The sequence below is a fragment of the Paenibacillus sp. FSL H3-0333 genome (assembly GCF_038002805.1).
In the GTDB taxonomy this organism is placed as follows: domain Bacteria; phylum Bacillota; class Bacilli; order Paenibacillales; family Paenibacillaceae; genus Paenibacillus_AQ; species Paenibacillus_AQ silagei.
The window spans coordinates 5,707,093-5,727,667 of record NZ_JBBODG010000001.1 but is presented as its reverse complement, the minus strand read 5'-3'; the positions used below and the strand labels follow the sequence as shown (position 1 = coordinate 5,727,667).

Annotated in this window: 16 protein-coding genes and 1 tRNA gene; 14 read left to right on the top strand and 3 right to left on the bottom strand. The window is 54.7% G+C overall.

Features of this window, described 5'->3' with window-relative positions; translation table 11 throughout:
• The first annotated feature begins 81 nt into the window (after nt 1-81).
• From MHH78_RS25415 to MHH78_RS25390, 6 genes are read left to right on the top strand one after another with little or no spacing between them, the layout of a single operon-like run.
• Nucleotides 82-975 carry a carbohydrate ABC transporter permease gene (locus MHH78_RS25415; RefSeq protein WP_341169226.1) on the top strand — a complete coding sequence of 298 codons (894 nt, stop codon included), beginning with the start codon at nt 82-84 and terminating at the stop codon, nt 973-975.
• On the top strand, nt 976-1,809 hold the full coding sequence (locus MHH78_RS25410; protein ID WP_341169225.1) for a carbohydrate ABC transporter permease: 834 nt from the start codon (nt 976-978) through the stop codon (nt 1,807-1,809).
• A 22-nt stretch (nt 1,810-1,831) separates the two neighbouring features.
• Nucleotides 1,832-3,610 carry a family 43 glycosylhydrolase gene (locus tag MHH78_RS25405; RefSeq protein ID WP_341169224.1) on the top strand — a complete coding sequence of 593 codons (1,779 nt, stop codon included), beginning with the start codon at nt 1,832-1,834 and terminating at the stop codon, nt 3,608-3,610.
• A 44-nt stretch (nt 3,611-3,654) separates the two neighbouring features.
• Nucleotides 3,655-4,968: an ABC transporter substrate-binding protein gene (locus MHH78_RS25400; RefSeq protein ID WP_341169223.1), complete on the top strand. Its 1,314-nt coding sequence runs from the start codon at nt 3,655-3,657 to the stop codon at nt 4,966-4,968.
• A 28-nt stretch (nt 4,969-4,996) separates the two neighbouring features.
• Nucleotides 4,997-6,808: a cache domain-containing sensor histidine kinase gene (locus MHH78_RS25395; protein WP_341169222.1), complete on the top strand. Its 1,812-nt coding sequence runs from the start codon at nt 4,997-4,999 to the stop codon at nt 6,806-6,808.
• Nucleotides 6,801-8,447 (top strand): response regulator, encoded by a 1,647-nt coding sequence (locus MHH78_RS25390; protein WP_341169221.1) that lies wholly within the window; start codon nt 6,801-6,803, stop codon nt 8,445-8,447. Before MHH78_RS25395 ends, MHH78_RS25390 begins: the two co-directional genes overlap by 8 nt.
• 154 nt (nt 8,448-8,601) lie before the next feature.
• Here the strand turns inward: MHH78_RS25390 and MHH78_RS25385 are convergent, their stop codons facing one another.
• Nucleotides 8,602-9,882, bottom strand: a complete 1,281-nt coding sequence (locus tag MHH78_RS25385; RefSeq protein ID WP_341169220.1) for a histidine--tRNA ligase — start codon at nt 9,880-9,882, stop codon at nt 8,602-8,604.
• 285 nt (nt 9,883-10,167) lie between these two features.
• On the opposite strand from MHH78_RS25385, the gene MHH78_RS25380 reads away from it, so the two are divergent.
• Both MHH78_RS25380 and MHH78_RS25375 read left to right on the top strand, forming a co-directional pair.
• Nucleotides 10,168-10,821, top strand: a complete 654-nt coding sequence (locus MHH78_RS25380; protein ID WP_076078307.1) for an HD domain-containing protein — start codon at nt 10,168-10,170, stop codon at nt 10,819-10,821.
• Nucleotides 10,822-10,912: 91 nt separating this feature from the next.
• Complete coding sequence (locus MHH78_RS25375) at nt 10,913-12,364, top strand: DEAD/DEAH box helicase (RefSeq protein ID WP_076078309.1); 1,452 nt, start codon at nt 10,913-10,915, stop codon at nt 12,362-12,364.
• Nucleotides 12,365-12,428: 64 nt separating this feature from the next.
• Here the strand turns inward: MHH78_RS25375 and MHH78_RS25370 are convergent, their stop codons facing one another.
• Together MHH78_RS25370 and MHH78_RS25365 are read right to left on the bottom strand one after the other, a co-directional pair.
• Nucleotides 12,429-13,133 (bottom strand): hypothetical protein, encoded by a 705-nt coding sequence (locus MHH78_RS25370; RefSeq protein WP_341169219.1) that lies wholly within the window; start codon nt 13,131-13,133, stop codon nt 12,429-12,431.
• Between the two features lie 205 nt (nt 13,134-13,338).
• Nucleotides 13,339-15,054: an ABC transporter ATP-binding protein gene (locus MHH78_RS25365; protein ID WP_341169218.1), complete on the bottom strand. Its 1,716-nt coding sequence runs from the start codon at nt 15,052-15,054 to the stop codon at nt 13,339-13,341.
• Between the two features lie 219 nt (nt 15,055-15,273).
• On the opposite strand from MHH78_RS25365, the gene MHH78_RS25360 reads away from it, so the two are divergent.
• The 6 genes from MHH78_RS25360 (at nt 15,274) to MHH78_RS25335 (ending at nt 20,570) form a co-directional block, all read left to right on the top strand.
• Nucleotides 15,274-15,378, top strand: coding sequence for a YjcZ family sporulation protein (locus MHH78_RS25360; protein ID WP_209874443.1), 105 nt, complete (start codon nt 15,274-15,276; stop codon nt 15,376-15,378).
• A gap of 192 nt (nt 15,379-15,570) precedes the next feature.
• On the top strand, nt 15,571-16,800 hold the full coding sequence (locus MHH78_RS25355) for a CynX/NimT family MFS transporter (RefSeq protein ID WP_341169217.1): 1,230 nt from the start codon (nt 15,571-15,573) through the stop codon (nt 16,798-16,800).
• 157 nt (nt 16,801-16,957) lie between these two features.
• A complete protein-coding gene (locus MHH78_RS25350) occupies nt 16,958-17,965 on the top strand; it encodes an ABC transporter substrate-binding protein (RefSeq protein ID WP_341169216.1) in 1,008 nt (335 codons plus the stop codon).
• Between the two features lie 124 nt (nt 17,966-18,089).
• Nucleotides 18,090-19,700: a helix-turn-helix domain-containing protein gene (locus MHH78_RS25345; protein ID WP_341169215.1), complete on the top strand. Its 1,611-nt coding sequence runs from the start codon at nt 18,090-18,092 to the stop codon at nt 19,698-19,700.
• 103 nt (nt 19,701-19,803) lie between these two features.
• Nucleotides 19,804-19,887 (top strand) — tRNA-Leu (locus MHH78_RS25340).
• 437 nt (nt 19,888-20,324) lie between these two features.
• On the top strand, nt 20,325-20,570 hold the full coding sequence (locus MHH78_RS25335) for an acyl carrier protein (RefSeq protein WP_076078321.1): 246 nt from the start codon (nt 20,325-20,327) through the stop codon (nt 20,568-20,570).
• Nucleotides 20,571-20,575 lie beyond the last annotated feature (5 nt).

The window sequence follows — 20,575 nt, the reverse complement described above, 5'->3', positions numbered from 1 at the left end:
TGGAGCGGATCTTTCGGTTGGTATGGCGGGGAGCGGGAGCTTCCCGCTTTTCCTTATCCTTATGCTAAGGAGGAATCACTTTTGAAAACCCTATGGACTTCACGCTTGACCTCATTTCTGTTCGTGCTGCCCTATCTGGCTGCCTTCGCGCTGTTTCTGCTTTTCCCGATTCTGTATGGCTTTGTCATCAGCCTGCAGGACTTCGAGCTGCTGTCTGCCGCCCACCCCTTTGTGGGGCTGCGTAATTACATGACCATTTTCACCCCGGGGACCTATGAGAACAGTATTTTCTTCCGCGGTCTGTGGACCACCCTCCAGTTTGTCCTGTACTCGGTTCCGCTGCTGATCGTTACGGGGCTGGGGATAGCGATGCTGGTCAATGCGCTGCCGGCGAAGCTCCGGGGTCTGTTCCGGACCTTCTATTTCCTGCCCTACGCGCTGTCAGCTTCCGTGATGGCTGTTATCTGGCTGATGATGTTCGATACCAATGCCGGGTTCATTAACAGTCTGCTGCAAAAGCTGGGCTTAACCGGTATCCCCTGGCTGACCGCTACGCCTTGGGCCTGGATTGCGCTGGTGCTTACGACACTCTGGTGGACAATCGGCTTCAATATGATTATTTTTGTCAATGCGCTCAATGAGGTGCCTGAGGACTACTATGAGGCGGCTTCCATGGACGGGGCGAATGCCTGGAAGCGGTTCGTGTCGATTACTTTGCCTTCGATCCGGCCGGTTATGCTGTTCGTGATGATCACCTCAACCATTGCCTCCTTCAATATTTACGCCCAGCCGTTCCTGCTGACGCGCGGGGGGCCGGGAGATACCACCCGGGTGCTGCTGATCAATGTGCTGGACCAGGCGTTCGTGCGCAAGGATATCGGTTCGGCTTCGGCGATGGCAATTCTGATGGCGCTGCTGATCATGCTGGTGTCTATCGTACAGTTCCGTCTTACGAACCGGAAGGAGAAGGTATAGATGGGAAAAGCCAAAAGAACAGGCCTGCTGCTGCTGGCCATCCTGATTGCGCTGCTCGTGCTGCTGCCGCTGGTCTGGATGCTGTCGACGGCGTTCAAAAATGATTTTGAAGCCCTCTCCGGGCGGATGAACTTCCTGCCGAAGAAGCCGACGCTTGATAATTTCGTCCAGGGGCTGAGCGGGGAGCTGATGAATACCCCGATTCTGCGCTGGATTGTCAATTCCCTGTCGGTGGGGATTGCGGGCACAGCGATCGTACTGCTGATCGATTCCATGGCGGCGTTTGCCCTGGCCCGTCTGCCGGATCTGCCGCTGCGCCGCACGCTGCTGGCGATGTTCATTGCTTCGCTGATGATTCCAGGCGTACTGACTTTTCTGCCGATGTACATCGAATTCAATACACTCGGTCTGATCAATACCTATCAGGCGCTGATCCTCCCGGCTACCGCCGGGGCATTCGGGGTATTCCTGCTGTACCAGTTCTTTGTCTCCTTCCCGAAGGAGATCGAGGAAGCGGCCCGGATCGACGGGGTGAACAAATGGAATCTGTATCGGAGAATTCTGCTGCCTTCAGCGGTTTCGATCATGACGACACTGGGGATTTTCACCTTTATGGGGATTTATAATGATTTTGTCTGGCCGTTGTACGCGACCACCTCTCCGGAGATGCGGACGATCACCGCAGGGATTGCCATGATGGCCACCGGCAGTTATACCCAGAGCTATGGTAAATTAATGGCCATGACCACCATTGCGGCGCTGCCGGTGCTGATCCTGTTCATTGCCGGCCAGAAGTCGTTCGTCAGAGCGATTACCAGCTCGGGAGTGAAATAGCGGGAGACGGGGAGGGAAGCAGATGAGCACGAAATCAGAAATATCGCAGAAGGCATGGGCAGGCAAACATTCACGTAGAATAATCTACTCCCTTGCGGCGCTTCTGTTCCTTATACTCGCTGGAGGTGCATACTTGTTGCTGAAGCCCAATAACGGCGTTAAGGATGAAGTCTATAAGGGGCATGGGGGAACATTCAAGAACACGCTGGCTGAGATCGATACGCCTGATCCGAGTGTGATCTACAAGGATGGATATTATTATATGACCTTCACCCATAACGGAACGGATATTATGGTGATGAAGTCGCTCACCCTGGATTTCCGCCAGGCGGAGCGGAAGGTCCTATGGTACCCGCCGGCGGAGACGGCCTACTCGGCGAATCTCTGGGCCCCCGAGCTGCAGTATATTCGTGGAAGCTGGTATATCTATTTTGCCGCAGATGACGGACAGAACGAGAACCACCGGATGTATGTGCTGCAAGCGGACAGCGGTGATCCGCTGGGCAGTTATACCTTCAAGGGCCAGGTAACTGACAGCAGTAATAAATGGGCGATCGACGGGCTGGCGATGGAGGTGGACGGGGAGCTGTATTTCGTCTGGTCCGGCTGGGAAGGGGAGGAAAACGCTGCTCAGAATACCTATATTGCTCCGATGAGTGACCCGCTGACGATCAGCGGACCGCGGGTGCTGCTGAGCGAGCCGCTGCTTCCCTGGGAGCAGGCCGGAGGCCCGCCTTATATTAATGAGGGCCAGTCCGTCCTTCATCATAACGGCCGTGTCTTCATTGTCTATTCCGGTGCGGGAAGCTGGACTCCGTACTACAGCCTGGGACTGCTTGCGCTGAAGACCGGGGGCAACCCGCTGGAGGCGGCAGACTGGACCAAGGCGGAACAGCCGCTGCTGGCCATGGATGAAGCCGCCGGAGTCTACGGTCCGGGGCATAATTCATTCACGGTCTCGCCGGACGGAAGTGAGCAGTGGATCGTCTATCATGCCACGACAGGGGCGGATGACGGCTGGAATAACCGCAAGGCACGGGCCCAGCCGGTTAGCTGGGACGCTGACGGCCTGCCGGTCTTCGGGAAGCTGCTGCCGCTGAGTGAGGCCATCCCGGTTCCCGCAGGCATGGGCGTGCTCCAGGCGGAAGCCGCCCAGCGCAGCGGGAACAAGCTGGAATTCCCGTCGCTGCCGTCCACGGTGGACAGCATGCTCCCGCTGCTGGTGCATTATGTGAATCCGGGTGGAGAACCGGCCGGGGCGGCAGTCTCGGTGAATGGCGGGCCGGCGGCAGCGCTTCCACTGCCGCCATCCGGTGAGGGCCAGACCGGTTATGCTTATGTGAGCCTGCCGTTCACAGCAGGGAAGAATACAGTAGCCATAGAGCTGCCCGAGGGTGCTGTGACGGAGGTGAAAGCGATTGAAATTCCGCGATATGAAGGCGAGGCCCAGGCTATGGAGGGGAACGCTGCGGCAGAGGATAATCTCTATGCCTCAGGCGGGGCTGCGGCTGTCTTAAGCGGCCGCGGAGCTTCGCTGAAGTTCAGCAATCTTCAGGTCCCGCACAGCGGAACCTACACGGTTCTGGCGGCGGTGATGAATGCTTCGCCGGACGCGGAGCTGGAGCTGTCGGTGAACGGAGGTGCGAAGACGGTCTATTCCCCCCTCCCGCAGGAACGCAATCAGCCTTCCCTGTGGCAACTAGAGCTGAAATTACAGAGGGGAGAGAACGAGATCATTCTTTTTGACAGACAAGGCAGCTTCAGTATAGATTATATGGATATATGGCAGAAGAGTGAATGAGCAGGCAGATTCATAGACGGGAAGCAAGACGGGGGCTTACTCATATGAGAGATACGAGCTGCAAGACCGGATACAGACGGAATAAACTGATTACGCTTTCAATTCTGCTGATTGTACTGCTGCTGCCGGGCGGGTGTGGTGCAGAGAGGGAGGAGACGCCGCCGGCACCTGCTGTCCAGCCGGTAATTCTCGAATACTGGACCCCATTCAGCGGGGGAGACAATATCTTCATGACCGGGCTGGTGGAGCAGTTCAACAAGGAACATCAGGATATCCGGGTCGATCAGATCAACTCCCGGCTGGATGATTACTATTCCCGGCTACGGACAGCCATTCTGTCCGGCAATGCGCCGGATCTGGCGGTGATCCATGCCACCAATCTCCCGCAGTTCGTGCAGAACGGTTATATTGAGCCCCTTGACGGAGTGGCTGCGGAGACGGGCCTGGACTGGGGCCAGTTCAGCACCAAAATTGCCGAATCCACCGTCTACGGAGGCGCTCATTATGCGGTGCCTCTGGATACGCATACTCTGGTGCTCTACTATAACAAGAAATATTTAAGAGCGGCCGGGCTGCTGGACACAGCGGATAAACCGGTGATCGGCCGGGGAGAGCAAGGCTTTACCGCTTTTCTGCAAAAGCTGAAGCAATCCGTTCCGCCCGGTGTCGCGCCGTTGGCTCTGCCCAGCACGCGGATTGATTCCGTGTGGTTATGGTGGAGCCTGTATAATCAGATCGAGGGCGGTGGTGTCTTTTACAATCCGGACGGCACACAGGCGGTCTTCAATAATAAGGCATCGTTACAGGCGCTGGAGTTCGTCAACAGTCTGTACCAGCGGGAGCTGATTCCGCCAGGGATCAATGATGCCTTCAAGCTGTTCTATGACGGGGAGGCGGCGGTGCTGATTACCGGGGTATGGGGCACGGGCGCTTTTGAGAAGGCTGAGAAGCTGGAGCTGGGGGTTGTGCCGGTTCCGGTCATATATGATCATCCGGCAGTCTGGGGAGACTCGCATACGCTGGCGATTCCGGCTCAAAGTGAGATGAGTGCGGAGAAACGGAGGGCGGCGATGGTTTTTGCCCGCTGGGCCGTGGAGCACGGGGTGATGTGGGCGGAGGCGGGCCATGTCCCGAGCTCCCGGAAGGTCGTGGAGAGCGGGGCGTATTCCGCGCTGAAATTCCGCAGTGACTATGCGAATACCGCCAACTCCGTAGTCTACTGGCCGCGAAATATGAGGCAGTGGAGTATTAATGAAGAGATTATCCGGCAGTTTGAGCGGATGATCTACAAGGAGCAAAGTCCGGCGCAGGCGCTGCAGCAGGCGGTGGACAGCATCAACCTTCAACTGAAGAAATGACTGTAAGGGAGCAAGGGGGGGAATGCGGTTGAAATCCTTTCGCGGCTGGTTCAGGAACCTGGCGCTTGCGCGCAAGCTTATTCTTATCAATGTCGTATTCATTGTGCTTCCGCTGGGACTGATGGGCTATTTCGCCTTTGCCCGTTTCACCGAAACGACGGAGCGCAAGGTAGGCGATTACCAGCTTCAGACGCTGAAGCAGCTTACCCTGAATATCGATACCTATATGAATGAGCTGAACCGGCTGACCGTGATGCCCTATCAATATCCCAAGGTGACCGATTATCTGGCCACGAAGCGTGCTCCCGGCGAACCCCTGACGCTGGATGAGATCAGCGGACTCAACAGCTTCGTCACCCAGGTGTTTCTGAACGGCCGGGTCGATATTCTGGGCGTATCCCTGTACGGTACGGGCGGAGCTTCCTATGTGGTCATGCCGGAGAGCCAGTATGTCACGACTTACAAGCTGGATGAGAATGTAAGCTGGCTGAATAAGTTCAAGGGGCATTATGGACAGCCAGTCTATGTGGCCACGCATGATTTAAGGTCCAGCGGCGGAAATGTATATCAGGCTTTCTCCATCGTAAGGGAGCTGCGCAGCTTCGATGACGGCGTCACGCTCGGGTACATTGTCATTGATGTGGACCCCAAGTTCATCCGTGAGATTCTGTCGAAGGTAACGCTGGACCCCCAGGAGCTGCTGTACATTACGGATGATTCCGGCAACCTGGTTACCGGCAAGGATCACGGAATTCCGCAGGGAGTAGCTGATGGTTCCTTCGGCAGAACGGGCGAAGGGGTCAGCCATGTGAAGTCGGAGGGGGAAGGGCTGCTGGTGGCTCATGTAACCTCTGAAATTACTGGCTGGACAACGGTGGGCGTGGTGCCGGTAGCCAGTCTAATGAAGGAGACCGAGGTTCTGCGCACGTATATTATTCTTACGGGCATTATCTGCGTAGGACTGGCCCTGCTGCTCTATGTGTTCATTGCCTACCGGATCACGCAGCCGCTGCGCAAGCTGAGCCGGCTCATGCGCAGTGTGGAGCGCGGCGATCTGAGTCAGGCCTTTCCGGTGAGCGGGACGGATGAGGTGGGGCTGCTGGGCCATTCGTTTAACGGCATGATTGCCAAGCTCAGCGAGCTGGGTTATCTGCTCTATGAGACGGAAATCCGCGAGAAGGATGCGCAGATTGCCGCGCTGCAGAGCAAGATCAATCCGCATTTTCTATACAATACACTGGGCTCGATCAGCATGTACGCCGAGCTTGAGGGCAGCCCGGAGATTATAACCATGTCCAATAATCTGAGCAAGCTGCTGCGTTACAGTCTCAGCGGGCGCAAGGAGCATGTGACGCTTCAGGATGAGCTGGATCATGTAGGCGGCTATATGGCCATCCAGCAGATGCGCTATGAGGAACGGATTCAATTCACGATGAATATTGAACCATCCCTGCTGGACTGCGAGGTCATTCCGCTGATGATCCAGCCGCTGGTCGAGAATGCGATCAATCATGCGCTGGACCAGGGGGCGGGCCGGGGCGTGATTACATTGACCACAGGCAGCAGCAATCAGGTGCTTACAATTACGGTCGAGGATGACGGCATCGGTATGAATGCGGAGGCGCTGGAGGCGCTCCGGCAGCATCTGCGGAATACGGAGGAGCTCGGCGGGCGCTCCGGCAACGGGCTGCTGAATGTCCACCGCCGGATCGTGCTGCATTACGGGGAGGAATACGGCCTCTCACTGGAGAGTATGCCGTATCAGGGCTTCAAGGCCGTGCTCAAGCTGCCGGTCATTCATCATCAGGGCATTGCAAGGGAGGATGACGGGGTTGCCTAAAATATTGATTGTGGACGATGAATCGGTCTTCCGCAAAGGACTGCGCAAAATGATCACCAGCCTGGACAGCAACTGGGAGGTGGTCGGTGAAGCCAGCGACGGTTATGATGCACTCGACAAGCTGGCCGAGCTGTCTCCGGAGGTGCTGCTCACCGATATCCGCATGCCGCGGATGGACGGTATCCAGCTGCAGCAATTGGCTGCGGGTCGCTTCAAGGATCTGATGACCATCGTGGTCAGCGGTTATGATGAATTCGCTTATGTGCAGCAGTCCATGCGCCAGGGGGCGAAGGATTACCTGATGAAGCCGGTGGAACGCCAGGAGCTGGGCCGCGTGCTGGAGCGGCTGCGGCAGGAGCTGGCCGAGCGTCACAAGCAGTCTGCGCGAAGCGATCAGCCGTGGCAGGTGCAGCCTGTGCTGAAACGGCATGTGGCCGGTCATCTGGCGGACAGTCTGCTGAAAGGCAAGACGGCGGACAGCGACTTGCGGCTGCTGCGTGAGCTGGGCTTCGCCTTCGGTCATCCCTATTTCATCTGCATGGTCATCAAGCTGGATAAGCATTCCGTGGAGAAGGAGCGTTATCAGCGGGGAGATGCGTCGTTGTTCCTCCTGTATATCCAGCAGGTCGTCCAGGAGATGATCGATCGTCAGGCCGTAGGGATAAGCTTCGTGCAGTCGGATACTGAGGTGGTTGCCCTGCTGAATACAGCAGATCCGCAGCATTCCCTGTCAGCGCCTGGGGCACTGGGGGACCTGATCCGCAGGCAGATCCGTTCCTTGTCCAATCTGACGGTGACGATCGGGGTCAGCAATCCGGCAGAAGGGCTGCCGGGAATCCCCAGAGCCTACAACGAGGCCGGAATTGCCCTCCTGTACAGGTTGATTGAAGGTGGTGACAAGCTGATGGATTATGCCAAAATGAAGCAGCGCCCCAACGAAGGCAGCGGCCCCCTGAAGTGGTCCTGGGAGATCCTGGAGAAGTCGATTACCGGCGGAAGAGGAGCCGGCATCGGCCCGATTGTGGAGCATATGATCGAAGAGCTGTGCAGCACAGCGGAATCACCTGAGAGCATTCACCAGCAAATCTGCAAGCTGCTGCTGTACTACTACGAGTTGTCCGAGGAGCTTGAGGTGACCGAAGCGTGGCTGGGGTCGAAGGATATCCGCAAGGTGCTGTTCGATGTCTGCAGCCTCTCCTCGCGGCAGGAGCTGGCTGAGAAATGCCGGGGGCTGCTGCTCACACTGACTGGCTGCATTGCGGAGTCCAGAGAGATGAAGGATATCGATCCGGTCACTGTGGCCCAGCGCTACATTTCACAGCATTATCATCATCCGCTGAGCCTCAAGGAGGTAGCGGATAAGGTATATTTGAACCCGGTGTATTTCAGCAATCTGTTCAAGCAGAGGACCGGCGTCACCTTTAGCGAATTTGTCACGCACATCCGCATGGAGGAGGCCCGCCGGAAGCTGGCCTTCACCGGGGAGAAGATCAGCAGAATCGCCGAGGAGACGGGCTTCGGCAACGTGCGCCACTTCAACCGTGTGTTCAAGAATTGCAGCGGTCTATCGCCCAAAGCGTACAGGGACAGCTCGCGCAGGGTACAGACAGTTTCTATGGATCATAAGGACGGATCATAGAGACTGCTTGCAGCTTCTTTACTTTTTAACTGTGGAGCGATACGAAATCCTGCTAAAAGTGCAACAATATGTTGTCGCCACGCGTAATCTGAAACTGATCCTATACTGATAGCCAAACAGGCGAGGGGAGATACTCCAATTTACTTAACAACCATCATTGCGAAGTCAAGCGAACCGCCGCCTCCAATGTAACCAGCTGCTCGCTCCCCAGCTCCATATCCTTCAGCCGCAGCTTACCCTCCGCCGCCTCGCTCTCACCGACCATAATGACATACCGGATGCCTTTGGCGCTGGCTGCGGCCAGTGTTTTTTTGAGCTTGCGCGTGCCCGTGTCCACCGTGGTCCGGATACCAGCGGCCCGCAGAGCTGCGGCAGCAACCAGAGCCTGAGGCAAATAACCGCCAATGGGAATGATCAGCACGCCGGAACGCTCCGCCGCTGCCTGCTCCCGGCGTTCGCCGAGCAGGGCCATGATCGACTCCATCCCGAAGGAGATGCCGACTGTAGGATACTCTATATCGTCGCGCCCCACGAGCTTGCCGATGATCGCGTCATATCTGCCCCCGCCGCCCAGGCTTGAGGGATAGCTGCCTGAAGCATCGAAGATTTCATAGACTGTCCCCGTGTAGAATGACAGCCCGCGTGACAGAAATGGATCGAAGACGCACATGTCCGCAAGTCCAACCGCATCAATCAGCTGCTGCAAGGCCTGCACTTCGAGTGTCCCCGGCAGACCTTCAAGCTTATACCGCTCCACCAGTTCCTTGAATCCCGGGTTCTTCAGCTCCATGAGCTCCGAGATCAGTGTAACCGTCTGAGCGGTTAGCTGCTTGTCTGTCAGCTCTGCCAGCACCCCGCCGCTGCCGATCTTAGCCAGCTTGTCGAGGGTCAGCATGACCGAGAGCTGCTCCTGCTCCGTCACACCAACCGCCCCCAGGATCTCGCCCAGGAAGCGGCGGTTGTTCCACTTCAGCACAACCGGAATCGCAAGGCGGCGAAACGCCTCTGCGGCGAGCTGCATCAGCTCCGCTTCCGCCTGGGGGCCGGCAATACCGACGACATCGGCGTCACATTGCAGGAATTCGCGCAGGCGGCCTTTTTTGACCGGACCATCCCGGAACACCTTCCCGATCTCATACCGCCGGTAGGGGAATTCAATTCCCGGATTTAAAGCAATCACCTTGGCAAAAGGGATCGTCAGATCGTAACGCAGCCCCAGCCTGCGCCCGCCCTGATCGGCCAGCTGGTACATTTCGCGCAGAATCTCATCGCCCCCGGCGTATTTGGAGGTCAGCAGCTCCAGCTCATTCAGCAGGGTTGTATCCATCGGCTCGAAGCCGTACAGCTCGAACAGCTCCTGAAGCGTAGTCCGCACCTTCTGGCGAATGGCCTGCTCCCGACCGAAATAATCATAAGTTCCTTTAATATTCTGCATGATTAGCTCTCCTTTGTAAGTGAATTCCGTGTAAATAAAAAACGCGCCGGACCCCGTGGTCCCGCGCGCTTATCTATGCCGCAGGGAGGTCAAACGCGAAATGCGTTAGCCCTCCCTGAATGAATTCAGGTGTGCTAACGCTGCTTGTGATGATGAAGTTGATTCGTTATGATGGACAAGCGGTTCATGCGAATCAATTCCCTTCCGGCTGGATTACAGCACATTATAGCGGATCAGGAGCAACCGCGCAAGACCTGCATTATTTTCCATAAAGGAGCAATCATAATGAACCATACAGAGCTGATTACAGCAGCAGAGAACTTCGCGAAGGAGCAACTCGGCCAGGATACCACCGGCCATGACTGGTTCCATACGAACCGGGTGCGGAATACGGCTGCGCTGATTGCCGGGATTGAAGGGGCCAATGTGGTGATCTGCACGATAGCCGCCCTGCTGCATGATGTAGCAGACGAGAAGCTGAACCCCTCCAAGGAGGCGGGGCTGCTCAAAGTACAAACATGGCTCACCGCACATCTGCCGGATGAAGCTGCGTGCAGGCATATTATGGAGATCATCGGGACAATGTCGTTCAGCGGCGGCGGGGGGGAGCCCATGTCAACGCTGGAAGGGCAGGTGGTCCAGGATGCGGACCGTCTGGATGCGCTCGGGGCGATCGGCATCACGCGGACGATGGTTTTCTCCGGTGCGAAGGGCCGTCCGGTCTATGATCCGGAGATTCCCCCGCGTGACGAATCGCTGAAGAAGGAATACCGCGATTATTCCAAGGGTACGGCGGTCAATCATTTTTATGAGAAGCTGCTGAAGCTGAAGGACCTCATGAACACCCCGTACGGCAAGCAATTGGCGGAGGAGCGGCACCGGTTCATGCTGATTTTTCTGGAGCAATTCGATAAGGAATGGAATCAGGGGGCGGAGTAGGTGTTATAATGGAATAATGCGCAAGATGGATGGAACGCGGGCTGGCCCCGCCTGAACCGGAACAATCAGCATAGAAGAGGTAGAATATAATATGAGTGAAGAACAAGTACAGTTTAGTGATTATGGTCTGAATGAGGAGATTATCCGCGCGCTTGAGGTTCTGAAGTATGTGGACCCCACCGAGGTGCAGCGGAAGGTGATTCCGGTAGCGCTGAAGAGGCAGGATTTGATCGTCAAGTCTCAGACCGGCAGCGGCAAAACCGCAGCCTTCGCCATCCCGCTCTGCGAGCTGGCCGACTGGGCGGAGAACAAACCCCAGGCGCTGGTGCTGACCCCTACCCGGGAGCTGGCCCAGCAGGTGAGAGAGGATATTACGAACATCGGGCGCTTCAAGCGGATCAAGGCGGTAGCCTTGTTCGGCAAGCAGCCTTTTGCCCCGCAGAAGCTGGAGCTGACCCAGAAGACGCATGTCGTTGTAGGCACGCCGGGCCGTGTATTCGACCATATTGAGCGCGGTACGCTGAACCTGAGCCGGATACAATATCTGGTGATTGACGAAGCGGACGAAATGCTCAGCATGGGCTTCATCGAGCAGATCGAGAAGATCATTAAGCAGCTGCCCAAGGAACGTGTAACGATGCTGTTCTCGGCGACACTGCCGGAAGTGATCAAGAATCTGTGCCGGAAGTATATGACGGACCCGGTGGATATTGAGATTGAAGCCAGCGGAATTACGACAGCATCGATTGAACATGCCTTGATTGAGGTTGTACAAGCTGCCAAGTTCGGACTGCTTAGCGACCTGCTGACGGTGGAGAACCCGGATAGCTGTATTATTTTTTGCCGGACCCAGGAGCAGGTGAATGCCCTCTTCCGCGGGATGGCCGACCTCGAATATCCGGTGGACAAGATTCACGGCGGCATGGAGCAGGACGAGCGGTTTGAGGTGATGAATGCTTTTAAGCGGGGCCAGTTCCGTTATCTGATCGCCACCGACGTTGCAGCCAGAGGGATTGATATCGAGAACATTACCCATGTCATCAATTACGATATCCCGCTCGAAAAAGAGAGCTACGTCCACCGCACCGGCCGGACTGCCCGCGCAGGCAAAAGCGGCAAAGCCATCACCTTCGTGACGCCGAATGAACACAAATGGGTCAGGGAAATCGAAGGCTATATCGGCTTCAGCCTGCCGGAGATGAAGGCTCCTTCGGATGATGCTGTGGCCTATGCCAAACCAGCCTTCGACCAGAAGCTGGGCAAGCAGCAAGTCCGCAAAGCCGGCAAAACCGAGGTTATGAACCAGGACATCATGAAGCTGTACTTTAACGGCGGGAAGAAAAAGAAGCTTCGCGCGGTCGATTTCGTTGGCACCATTGCGAAGCTTGAGGGCATTTCGGCTGAGGACATCGGGATCATCACGATTCAGGATAACGTCACCTACGTCGATATTCTGAACGGCAAGGGCTCGCTTGTATTGCAGGCGATGAAAGAGACTACCGTGAAGGGCAAGCTGCTGAAGTGCCATATTGCTAAAAAATAAGACGGAGCTGCCCCACTGGTGATTATGCCATTGCGGCAGCTTTTTTGACAGTATGACGGATTGTCTACGGCTGAATGAGTGTCCGGAGGTCCTTATCTACTATTCGGGTGTCCCAGGGGAAGAAATATACTTCGACCCCATCATCGGCAAGAGAAAAAGCGTAGGCAAACGGCTGATCGGTGTAGAAGACTACTTTATAGTATTCCGGATCTTTTTCTTTATTTTGCGGGGTATAGTCGGGTGTGTCTTTCCCGCTTTCCAGCAGGTGAACGAACCGTTTGGCTTCACTGCCGGATAAAGTCCTGTAAGGCTTAACATCCTCCAGATGGAATAATTCAATTCGTTCTATTTTGTCTTTATTTATGTCTTTATAAGATTGCCGTACGTTTTTAGTGAAATCATCCTCTACATAGATGCGGTAGCCCCCAATGCTTGCTTCATCCATAGCAGCAATGACTTCATTGATCTTAAAGCCTTCAACACGGTATAACGGGGTTCCCTTCTCCAAAAAGGCAGCATCCCCATCCTTTATCCGGTAATCCGGATTAGTGACAACATCCGCGACTTTAAAATCCACCTTACCAACAATCTCAGTAGTGACCTGACTTGGATTCTTAATGACGCGGTCCCAAGATCCGGAGTATGAAACTCCATTTATTTTAACAAAATCTACCCAATCAATTTCAGAGCTTCCCTTTATCCGATCCCCTTTCGAGCAGCCGGACAAGAGTACAACAACCGTTAACACGATGAGCATTTTAATTCTCATAGCATGGCCCCGCTTTCTTCAGAATCATAATAGATGAAGGAAATCCAGTAATTGTATTCTTAGACGAAAATATTCATCGGAGGTTGCAGCAAACCAAGCACAATAATGCAAAATACCCTTGCGAAATACAGCCAATGGCTGTATCCCGCAAGGGTATTCATGTGCAACGTCTTAATTAATACTGTTCCGGCATCAACAGAATTTCCTAAGCATTATACTGCGCCTGGTACAGGCGGCTGTAAGTGCCTCCGGCGTTCACCAGCTCCTCGTGGCGGCCTTCCTCGGAGATGCCGTCCTCGCTGACAACAACGATCCGGTCAGCGTTCTTGATCGTCGTCAGGCGGTGGGCAATGACCAGCGTGGTGCGGCCCACCGACAGGTCGGCCAGTGACTGCTGGATCGCTGCTTCTGTCTCGGTATCGAGCGCAGAGGTCGCTTCATCCAGGATCAGAATCGGCGGATTCTTCAGGAACATCCGGGCAATGGCCAGGCGCTGCTTCTGTCCGCCGGACAGCTTGACACCGCGTTCGCCGATCACAGTGTCCATGCCATTCGGCAGGCTGTTAATCAGCTCCTCCAGGCGGGCCTGACGGGCAGCCTGCCAGATTTCCTGCAGCCCTGCATCAAGCTTGCCGTAGGCAATATTCTCACGGATCGTGCCGGAGAAGAGGAACACGTCCTGCTGTACGATTCCGATCTGCTTGCGCAGCGAACTGAGCTTCATATCCCGGATGTCGATCCCGTCGATGGAGATCGCGCCGCCGGTCACATCGTAGAACCGGGGGAGCAGGCTGCAGATGGTTGTTTTCCCCGCACCGGAGGGTCCGACGAAGGCAATCGTCTCACCGGCGTTAACGCTCAGGCTAATATCCTCCAGCACCTTGCGGTCGTCTTCATAGCCGAAGCTGACATTGCTGAAGCTGATATCCCCGCGAAGCGGGCCAACCACTACTGCATCCGGTTTGTCAGCGATATCCGGCTCGGTATCAATGACTTCCAGATAACGTTTGAAGCCGGCAATCCCCTTCGGATAACTCTCGATTACAGCATTAATCTTCTCAATCGGCCGGAAGAAGACGTTGGACAGCAGAATGAAAGCGACGAATTCCCCGATTTCCAGCTCTCCCTGAATGAAGAACCACGCCCCGCAGACCATCACTACAATGGTGATCAGACGGGTCATCATATAGCTGACCGACGAGCTTTTGGCCATGAGCTTGTACGCCATCAGCTTGGTCTCACGGAACTTCTGGTTGTCCACAGCGAACAGCTCTTTCTCGAATTCTTCATTGGCAAAAGACTGGACCACGCGGATTCCGCCGACATTATCTTCAATCCGGGCATTGAAGTTCCCTACGTTGCCGAATAGACGGTGATAAGTCTCGGTCATACTGCGTCCGAAGTGGATAATGACCCAGGCCATAATCGGCACGATGATGAACGTGATCACGGCCAGCTGAAGATTGATATCGGCCATCAGCACAAATGCGCCGACCAGCGTCATAACGGCAATGAACACATCCTCCGGCCCGTGATGCGCGACTTCCCCGATATCGTTCAGGTCATTGGTTATTCTGCCGAGCAGGTGACCTGTTTTATTGTTGTCGAAGAACCGGAAGCTGAGCTTCTGGATATGATCGAACATTTTTTTGCGCATATTGGTTTCAATATTAATGCCCAGCATATGCCCCCAATAGGTAACGACATAATTCATCGCCGTATTGAGCGCATAGATCCCGAGCAGGGCAACGCAGGCAATCAGAATCAGCGGCCAATCCTGACCCGGCAGCAGATCATCAATGAATTTATTGACAGCCACCGGAAAAGCAAGCTCCAGCAGACCGGCACCCACCGCACAGGTGAAATCAAGGATAAACAGCTTCTTGTAAGGACGGTAATAGGAGAAAAAACGACGCAGCATCTCTTGTTCACTCTTTTCTGTAATATGTTATGTATCTGGTTATTGAGATTGATTCTCAACTGAACCTATGTTTAGGATACTAAAGCGGGTTACACGTTTTGTCAACGGTGAGAACATTTAAATTAGAAATATACTGCGGAATTCATTGCCGTTTAACCCATACCGAAAGGCGATTTTATACATATTTTAACAGTATACAGGCATAAAGGAGGAGTTAACATGAGCGAAAATATTGGGGGATACGGCGGAGTTTTCACTTCGACTGGAGCGATTCTGGTTCTGTTCATCCTGCTCGTCATCATCACTAAATCCTTCTGTCTCTAATTCTGTTTCACCTGTTGCCCTGCCGCCGGCCCTGAGACCGGCGGTTTTCTTCTGCCTAGGAGGCTGCTCCATCAAGCGATATGGTATAATGAAATAATGCGCCTTGGTTGAAGGGTGTAATACATATAGCGGCTGTATTCCCTGACAAGCCCCGGGCTTGACGGGTGCTTTGCTGCGACCTGGAGGTACAACATGAAGCTCGGCCGTGAAAATAACAAGAGGACAAGCCCGGCCTTGTCCTCATCTGCTGCGGATATCCGCAGCAGATGGATGCTCGTCACCGGAATCATCTGTGTGGCCGCTGCCCTGCGCGCCCCATTCACTTCCGTCGGACCTCTGCTGGAGATGATCCGGGATGACCTGGGGTTGTCTAATACTCTGGCGGGAGCGATTACAACTTTGCCTTTACTGGCTTTTGCCCTGCTGTCACCGTTTGCGCCCCGGCTTGCCCGCAAGCTGGGACTGCCCAATATCCTGGTGCTGGCCATGCTCACGCTGTCCATGGGAATTCTGGTTCGTTCGGCTTCCGGTACAGTAACCTTCTTCGCAGGTACGGCGATGATCGGTCTGTCGATTGCCGTCTGTAATGTGCTGCTGCCGGGATTGATCAAGGGGAAATTTCCGCACCGCATCGGTCTGATGACCGGAATCTATACCGTGTCCATGAACATATGTGCGGCGGCTTCGGGGCTGAGTGTTCCCTTGGCAACCTCGGCCGGGCTTGGGTGGAGGGGAACCCTGGCCCTTTGGTTTGTGATCGCTGCTCTGGCAACCCTCTTCTGGATTCCGCAGATGAAGAGTCTCGGCCAGAGTAGTGCAGGCGCCGTCCGCTCTTCGGCCGTGCGGATCTGGCGCTCCCCGCTCGCCTGGCAGGTGACGCTGTTCATGGGGCTGCAATCCCTGCTCTATTATGTGCTGATCGCCTGGTTCTCGGTGATCCTAGGTGAGCGAGGGATGTCTGCCGGCCATGCCGGCTGGATTCTCTCGCTGATGCAGCTGGCCCAGCTGCCGTTCACCTTCTTCGTGCCGCTCTGGGTGGGAAGGATGAAGAGCCAGCGGCTGCCGGTGGTGATCACTTCGGTTCTGTTTATCACTGGCATCCTTGGCGTCTGGCTGGGCAGTACCGCACTGATGGCATTATGGGCTATCTGCATAGGGATTGCCGGGGGCTTCGCCTTCGGTCTGGCGATGATGTTCTTCAGCCTGCGCACCCGGACAGCGCAGGAGGCCAGCGAGCTGTCAGGGATGGCTCAGTCTGCCGGATATTTGCTGGCGGCGGCGGGACCTGCACTGTTTGGCCTGCTGCATGATGCTGCGGGGAGCTGGAATGTACCGCTTGCGCTGCTTGTCTTAGCAAGCGTACTGCTGTTCGCAGCCGGTATGGGGGCCGGACGCGACAGATATGTGGGAGACCGGTTATAAACGATGGGCCCGTCAGCTTGGCGGGGTCAAACTATAAGTTTGTATAAGATTTTCGCTGAGAAAGTGCATTGTAAGCTGATCACGGCATGCTACTATTGTGTTTAAGATCATCTGAGAATGATTATCAATGAAATTAGACACAGGAGTGAAGAGAGACATGAACAATTGGGGCCGGAAAATCATTTGGACCGCTGTACTTATGCTGGCAATGTCCGCTATCGCGGCGTGCGGAAATAATAAGGCTGCGGACAGCAAGGATGTCCAGACAGGGAATGCGGCAGCTGCCAGCGCAGCTCCTGCGGAGACTGGGAACAAGCCATCCTCAGAAGGAGCAACCCGCACGATTGCCGGGGAATTCGGAGAGGTCGAAATTCCCGTGAACCCCCAGCGGGTGGCAGCGATCTATCTGGAAGACTATTTGAAGGCACTGGGCGTCACCCCGGTGGTGCAGTGGTACCATCCAAGCTGGGGCAAGCAGGATTATCTGAATCTGGATGTGCCTGAATTTGATATCAGCGGCAGCATAGAAGCGCTGCTCGATAAGAATCCGGATCTGATTATTACCGATGGTGGTGTAGATGCCGCTAAGGTTGAGCAGTATGCCCTGGTAGCTCCAACCTTCCGCCTGCCGGAGAGCGTATTGCAGGATTCAAGGCTAATCCTTACAACGGTCGCAGACGCGCTCGGTATTCCTGAGAAGGGGAAGGCTGTACTGGCAGAATATGACCAGAAGGTGGCAGCTGGCAAAGCCGCGTTGCAGCAGGCACTGGGACAGGAGAAGGTGGCTGTGATCCGGCTTAATGTGGCAGACAAAACCGTTGCTCTTTTTGGAGTCAAAAATCGTTTTACCGGTGTGCTCTATAATCAATTCGGTCTGACACCTGTTCCTATGGCCGCTGAGATGACGGAATTCCAGTCGATCATCTCCGAGGAAGTGATCCCGGAGCTTGGGGCGGACCATATCATTATCTTCCCTGACAACGGCGGATGGGACAGTGAAGCCAATCAAGAAGCCATCAAGATGCTGGATGGACCCCTCTGGAAGAACCTGCCTGCGGTCAAGAACGGCAATATCTACCGGATGGAGCGTTCCCACTGGCAATCCGGGGGGATTACCGCCAACCAGATGAAGCTGGATGATCTGCTTAAGGCAATGGTGAAGTAATTCAGCGTTAAGAGGCCGTGAGTCTATGAGTGAGAAGAAGGTCTATCCGCAAGGTTGATAGATCTTCTTTTTTGTTTTACACTGGAGTCTATGATAATGATTCTCAGTCAGGAGGGGCGGCAGAATGACCGAACAGTTGCAGGAACACACCAGGAGAAGGCTGCTCCACAGCCTGATAAATATAGAAGCGGTTACACGCTCCCCGTCTGGGAAGGATCAGACCGAAGTCTATCAGGAGCATACTCTAATCATTGTGTCCGAAGGGCAGGGGTGGCTGAAGGCAGAGGACAGAAGATACTTTTTGGACAAAGGGGCCGGGTTCCTGATCGAAGCCGGATCACTGAACCGGATTCAGGCCGGCGAGCAGGGGATCAGCTGGTACCGAATGGAGTTCGCGCTGATTCCCGCAGGGCACGTCAAGCTTGGCACCGGAGATAAGGGGCAGGAGGAACATGCAGAATATTTGCTCAGCCCGGGATATCTGGACTGCCGGCCGTTCTCACAGTGTGCTCTGCTGCTGGATTCCATCTATTATAGCTCTCGGCGTCCGGAGAATATCGAATGGTTCGCTGCTCAGACCCGGTTCCAGGAGCTGCTGCTGTTGATTATGCGGGCGAATACTCCGGTACTGAAGGCTAAGGATGACCGTGAGGCCGTGGAAGCCTCGATCCGCTATATGGAAGAGCATTGCAGTGAACCGTTATCTGTTGATCAGCTGGCTGAGATTGCAGGGATCGGGCGTGCGCGTTATACGCAGATGTTCAAAGAAATTACGGGCCGGATGCCCTTGGAGCACCTGAACGGGCTGCGTATTGAACGGGCACAGCAGCAGCTTCTGCTGACCCGGGACCGGCTGCATGAGGTGGCCCTGGCTGCAGGCTACAGCAATGAGTATTATTTCAACCGGCGCTTCAAAAGAACAGTAGGGGTGACTCCCGGACAATACAGAAGCCTCCATCAGGAGGGCGTTCGGGTATTTGCCCCTTTTCTGGAGGATTATCTGCTGGCACTCGGCATTACTCCGGTCGTGCAGTATTGCCATGCCAAGTGGGGCAAGCAGGAATACCTCGGGCTGGATCAGGTTCCGGCGTTCGATATCTCCAGCGGAGACTGGCAAGGACTCATCCGTTACAGTCCTGAGCTGATTATGCTGGATGACGGCTTCCAGCGCTGGCAGCTGGGGGAATGCAGCCATGTCGCCCCGCTGTTCCGGCTCCCGTTCCATCAGGAAGACTGGAGGGCCACGCTCCGCAGCGCAGGTGCAGTCTTCGGGAGAACGGGTCGGGTGCAGGAGGTCATCAGCGAATATGAACAGCAAGCCCGTCAGGCCAGGCGGCTGCTCAGCCGCAGCGTCCGGGGGCAGACAGTGGCGCTGCTGCGTATTTTTGCCCATGGCATTGCCCTGTATGGCAGTGAGAATCTGGGGTACTCAGCCCATGTTCTGCATGAAGATCTGGGACTGCAGCGGCATCCTGCCGTTCAGCGTCTTACCCGGGGACAGAAGCGTGTCAATCTGACCAATGAAGAGCTGTCAGGCTTGACCGCAGATCATTTGTTCATCACGTTTGACCTTCAGGAAGGGGAGAGCCGGGAGCTGCTGGAGACACAGCTCTGGAGAAGCCTGCCTGCTGTACGCAACCACTGCGTGTACGAGGTGGATTTCATGGCCTGGATGAATTACGGTGTCCTGTCGCATCAGCGGAAGATCGCGGATGTGATGAAGGTATTGGCTTAAGGCACACCTTCCTACAGAAATACACACAAAAAAAGCTTGCAATTCCCGGCCAAAGAGAGTATATTCTTAATTACGGTGATTGAATCACTGCAATACATAATATGCGGTCATGGCGGAATTGGCAGACGCGCTGGCTTCAGGTGCCAGTGATAGCAATATCGTGGAGGTTCGAGTCCTCTTGACCGCATCATAGCTTACAATACAGGTTCTTGCTTGGCATTTATGCCGGCAGGGACCTGTTTTTGTTTGTCTATTTTTTAAGATCCTTTTTAGGTTGAACTTGAAAATAGAAAGACAGGGAAAAGTGGCGGAGGGGAATTTTGGAACTGTAGGAGCGATAGCGTCCGCCTTTGTCTGCGGATTTCCACCGCGAACAGCGGTATACAATCAAGAAATCTGCAGACAACAGCGGCCGGAGGGCCAAACATTCTCTGGAGTCACGGCAATCCCATACTAGTAAAACTACAAGTTTAATCTATATAGTTCTTTTCCCACTGTAATCATTCCAATAAAAATCCTATACATATCATAAAAATGTGAGTTAGATGCCGGAACCCTGAGGCTGTATCATAACTAGTAAGCAATTCGTTTATTTAAAATTCATGATGCGAGGAGAACGGTGATATGCAGGATACCATTGTGCGGATCTTGAGTGAAATTAAGAACAATCCAGAGCTGTTGCTCACGGCCACTGAAGCCACCGATATTGTGAATGAGGTAGGTCTGGATTCCCTGCAGATGATTAATTTCATTCTCCGGATTGAAGACGAATTTGAAATTGAGTTTGATTTTGATCATTTTGCCTATGAGGATTTCCAGTCGATCGGGGATTTCATGGGGTTCATCACAGCCACGCAAACTGCTTCTTAAGGGGG

Excerpts from the sequence above, each read along its gene's own strand:
- MHH78_RS25410 (WP_341169225.1), top strand. The coding sequence starts at position 976 with ATGGGAAAAGCCAAAAGAACAGGCCTGCTGCTGCTGGCCATCCTGATT.
- MHH78_RS25405 (WP_341169224.1), top strand. The coding sequence starts at position 1,832 with ATGAGCACGAAATCAGAAATATCGCAGAAGGCATGGGCAGGCAAACAT.
- MHH78_RS25400 (WP_341169223.1), top strand. The coding sequence starts at position 3,655 with ATGAGAGATACGAGCTGCAAGACCGGATACAGACGGAATAAACTGATT.
- MHH78_RS25385 (WP_341169220.1), bottom strand. The coding sequence starts at position 9,882 with ATGCAGAATATTAAAGGAACTTATGATTATTTCGGTCGGGAGCAGGCC.
- MHH78_RS25380 (WP_076078307.1), top strand. The coding sequence starts at position 10,168 with ATGAACCATACAGAGCTGATTACAGCAGCAGAGAACTTCGCGAAGGAG.
- MHH78_RS25375 (WP_076078309.1), top strand. The coding sequence starts at position 10,913 with ATGAGTGAAGAACAAGTACAGTTTAGTGATTATGGTCTGAATGAGGAG.
- MHH78_RS25370 (WP_341169219.1), bottom strand. The coding sequence starts at position 13,133 with ATGAGAATTAAAATGCTCATCGTGTTAACGGTTGTTGTACTCTTGTCC.
- MHH78_RS25365 (WP_341169218.1), bottom strand. The coding sequence starts at position 15,054 with ATGCTGCGTCGTTTTTTCTCCTATTACCGTCCTTACAAGAAGCTGTTT.
- MHH78_RS25360 (WP_209874443.1), top strand. The coding sequence starts at position 15,274 with ATGAGCGAAAATATTGGGGGATACGGCGGAGTTTTCACTTCGACTGGA.
- MHH78_RS25355 (WP_341169217.1), top strand. The coding sequence starts at position 15,571 with ATGAAGCTCGGCCGTGAAAATAACAAGAGGACAAGCCCGGCCTTGTCC.
- MHH78_RS25350 (WP_341169216.1), top strand. The coding sequence starts at position 16,958 with ATGAACAATTGGGGCCGGAAAATCATTTGGACCGCTGTACTTATGCTG.
- MHH78_RS25345 (WP_341169215.1), top strand. The coding sequence starts at position 18,090 with ATGACCGAACAGTTGCAGGAACACACCAGGAGAAGGCTGCTCCACAGC.
- MHH78_RS25335 (WP_076078321.1), top strand. The coding sequence starts at position 20,325 with ATGCAGGATACCATTGTGCGGATCTTGAGTGAAATTAAGAACAATCCA.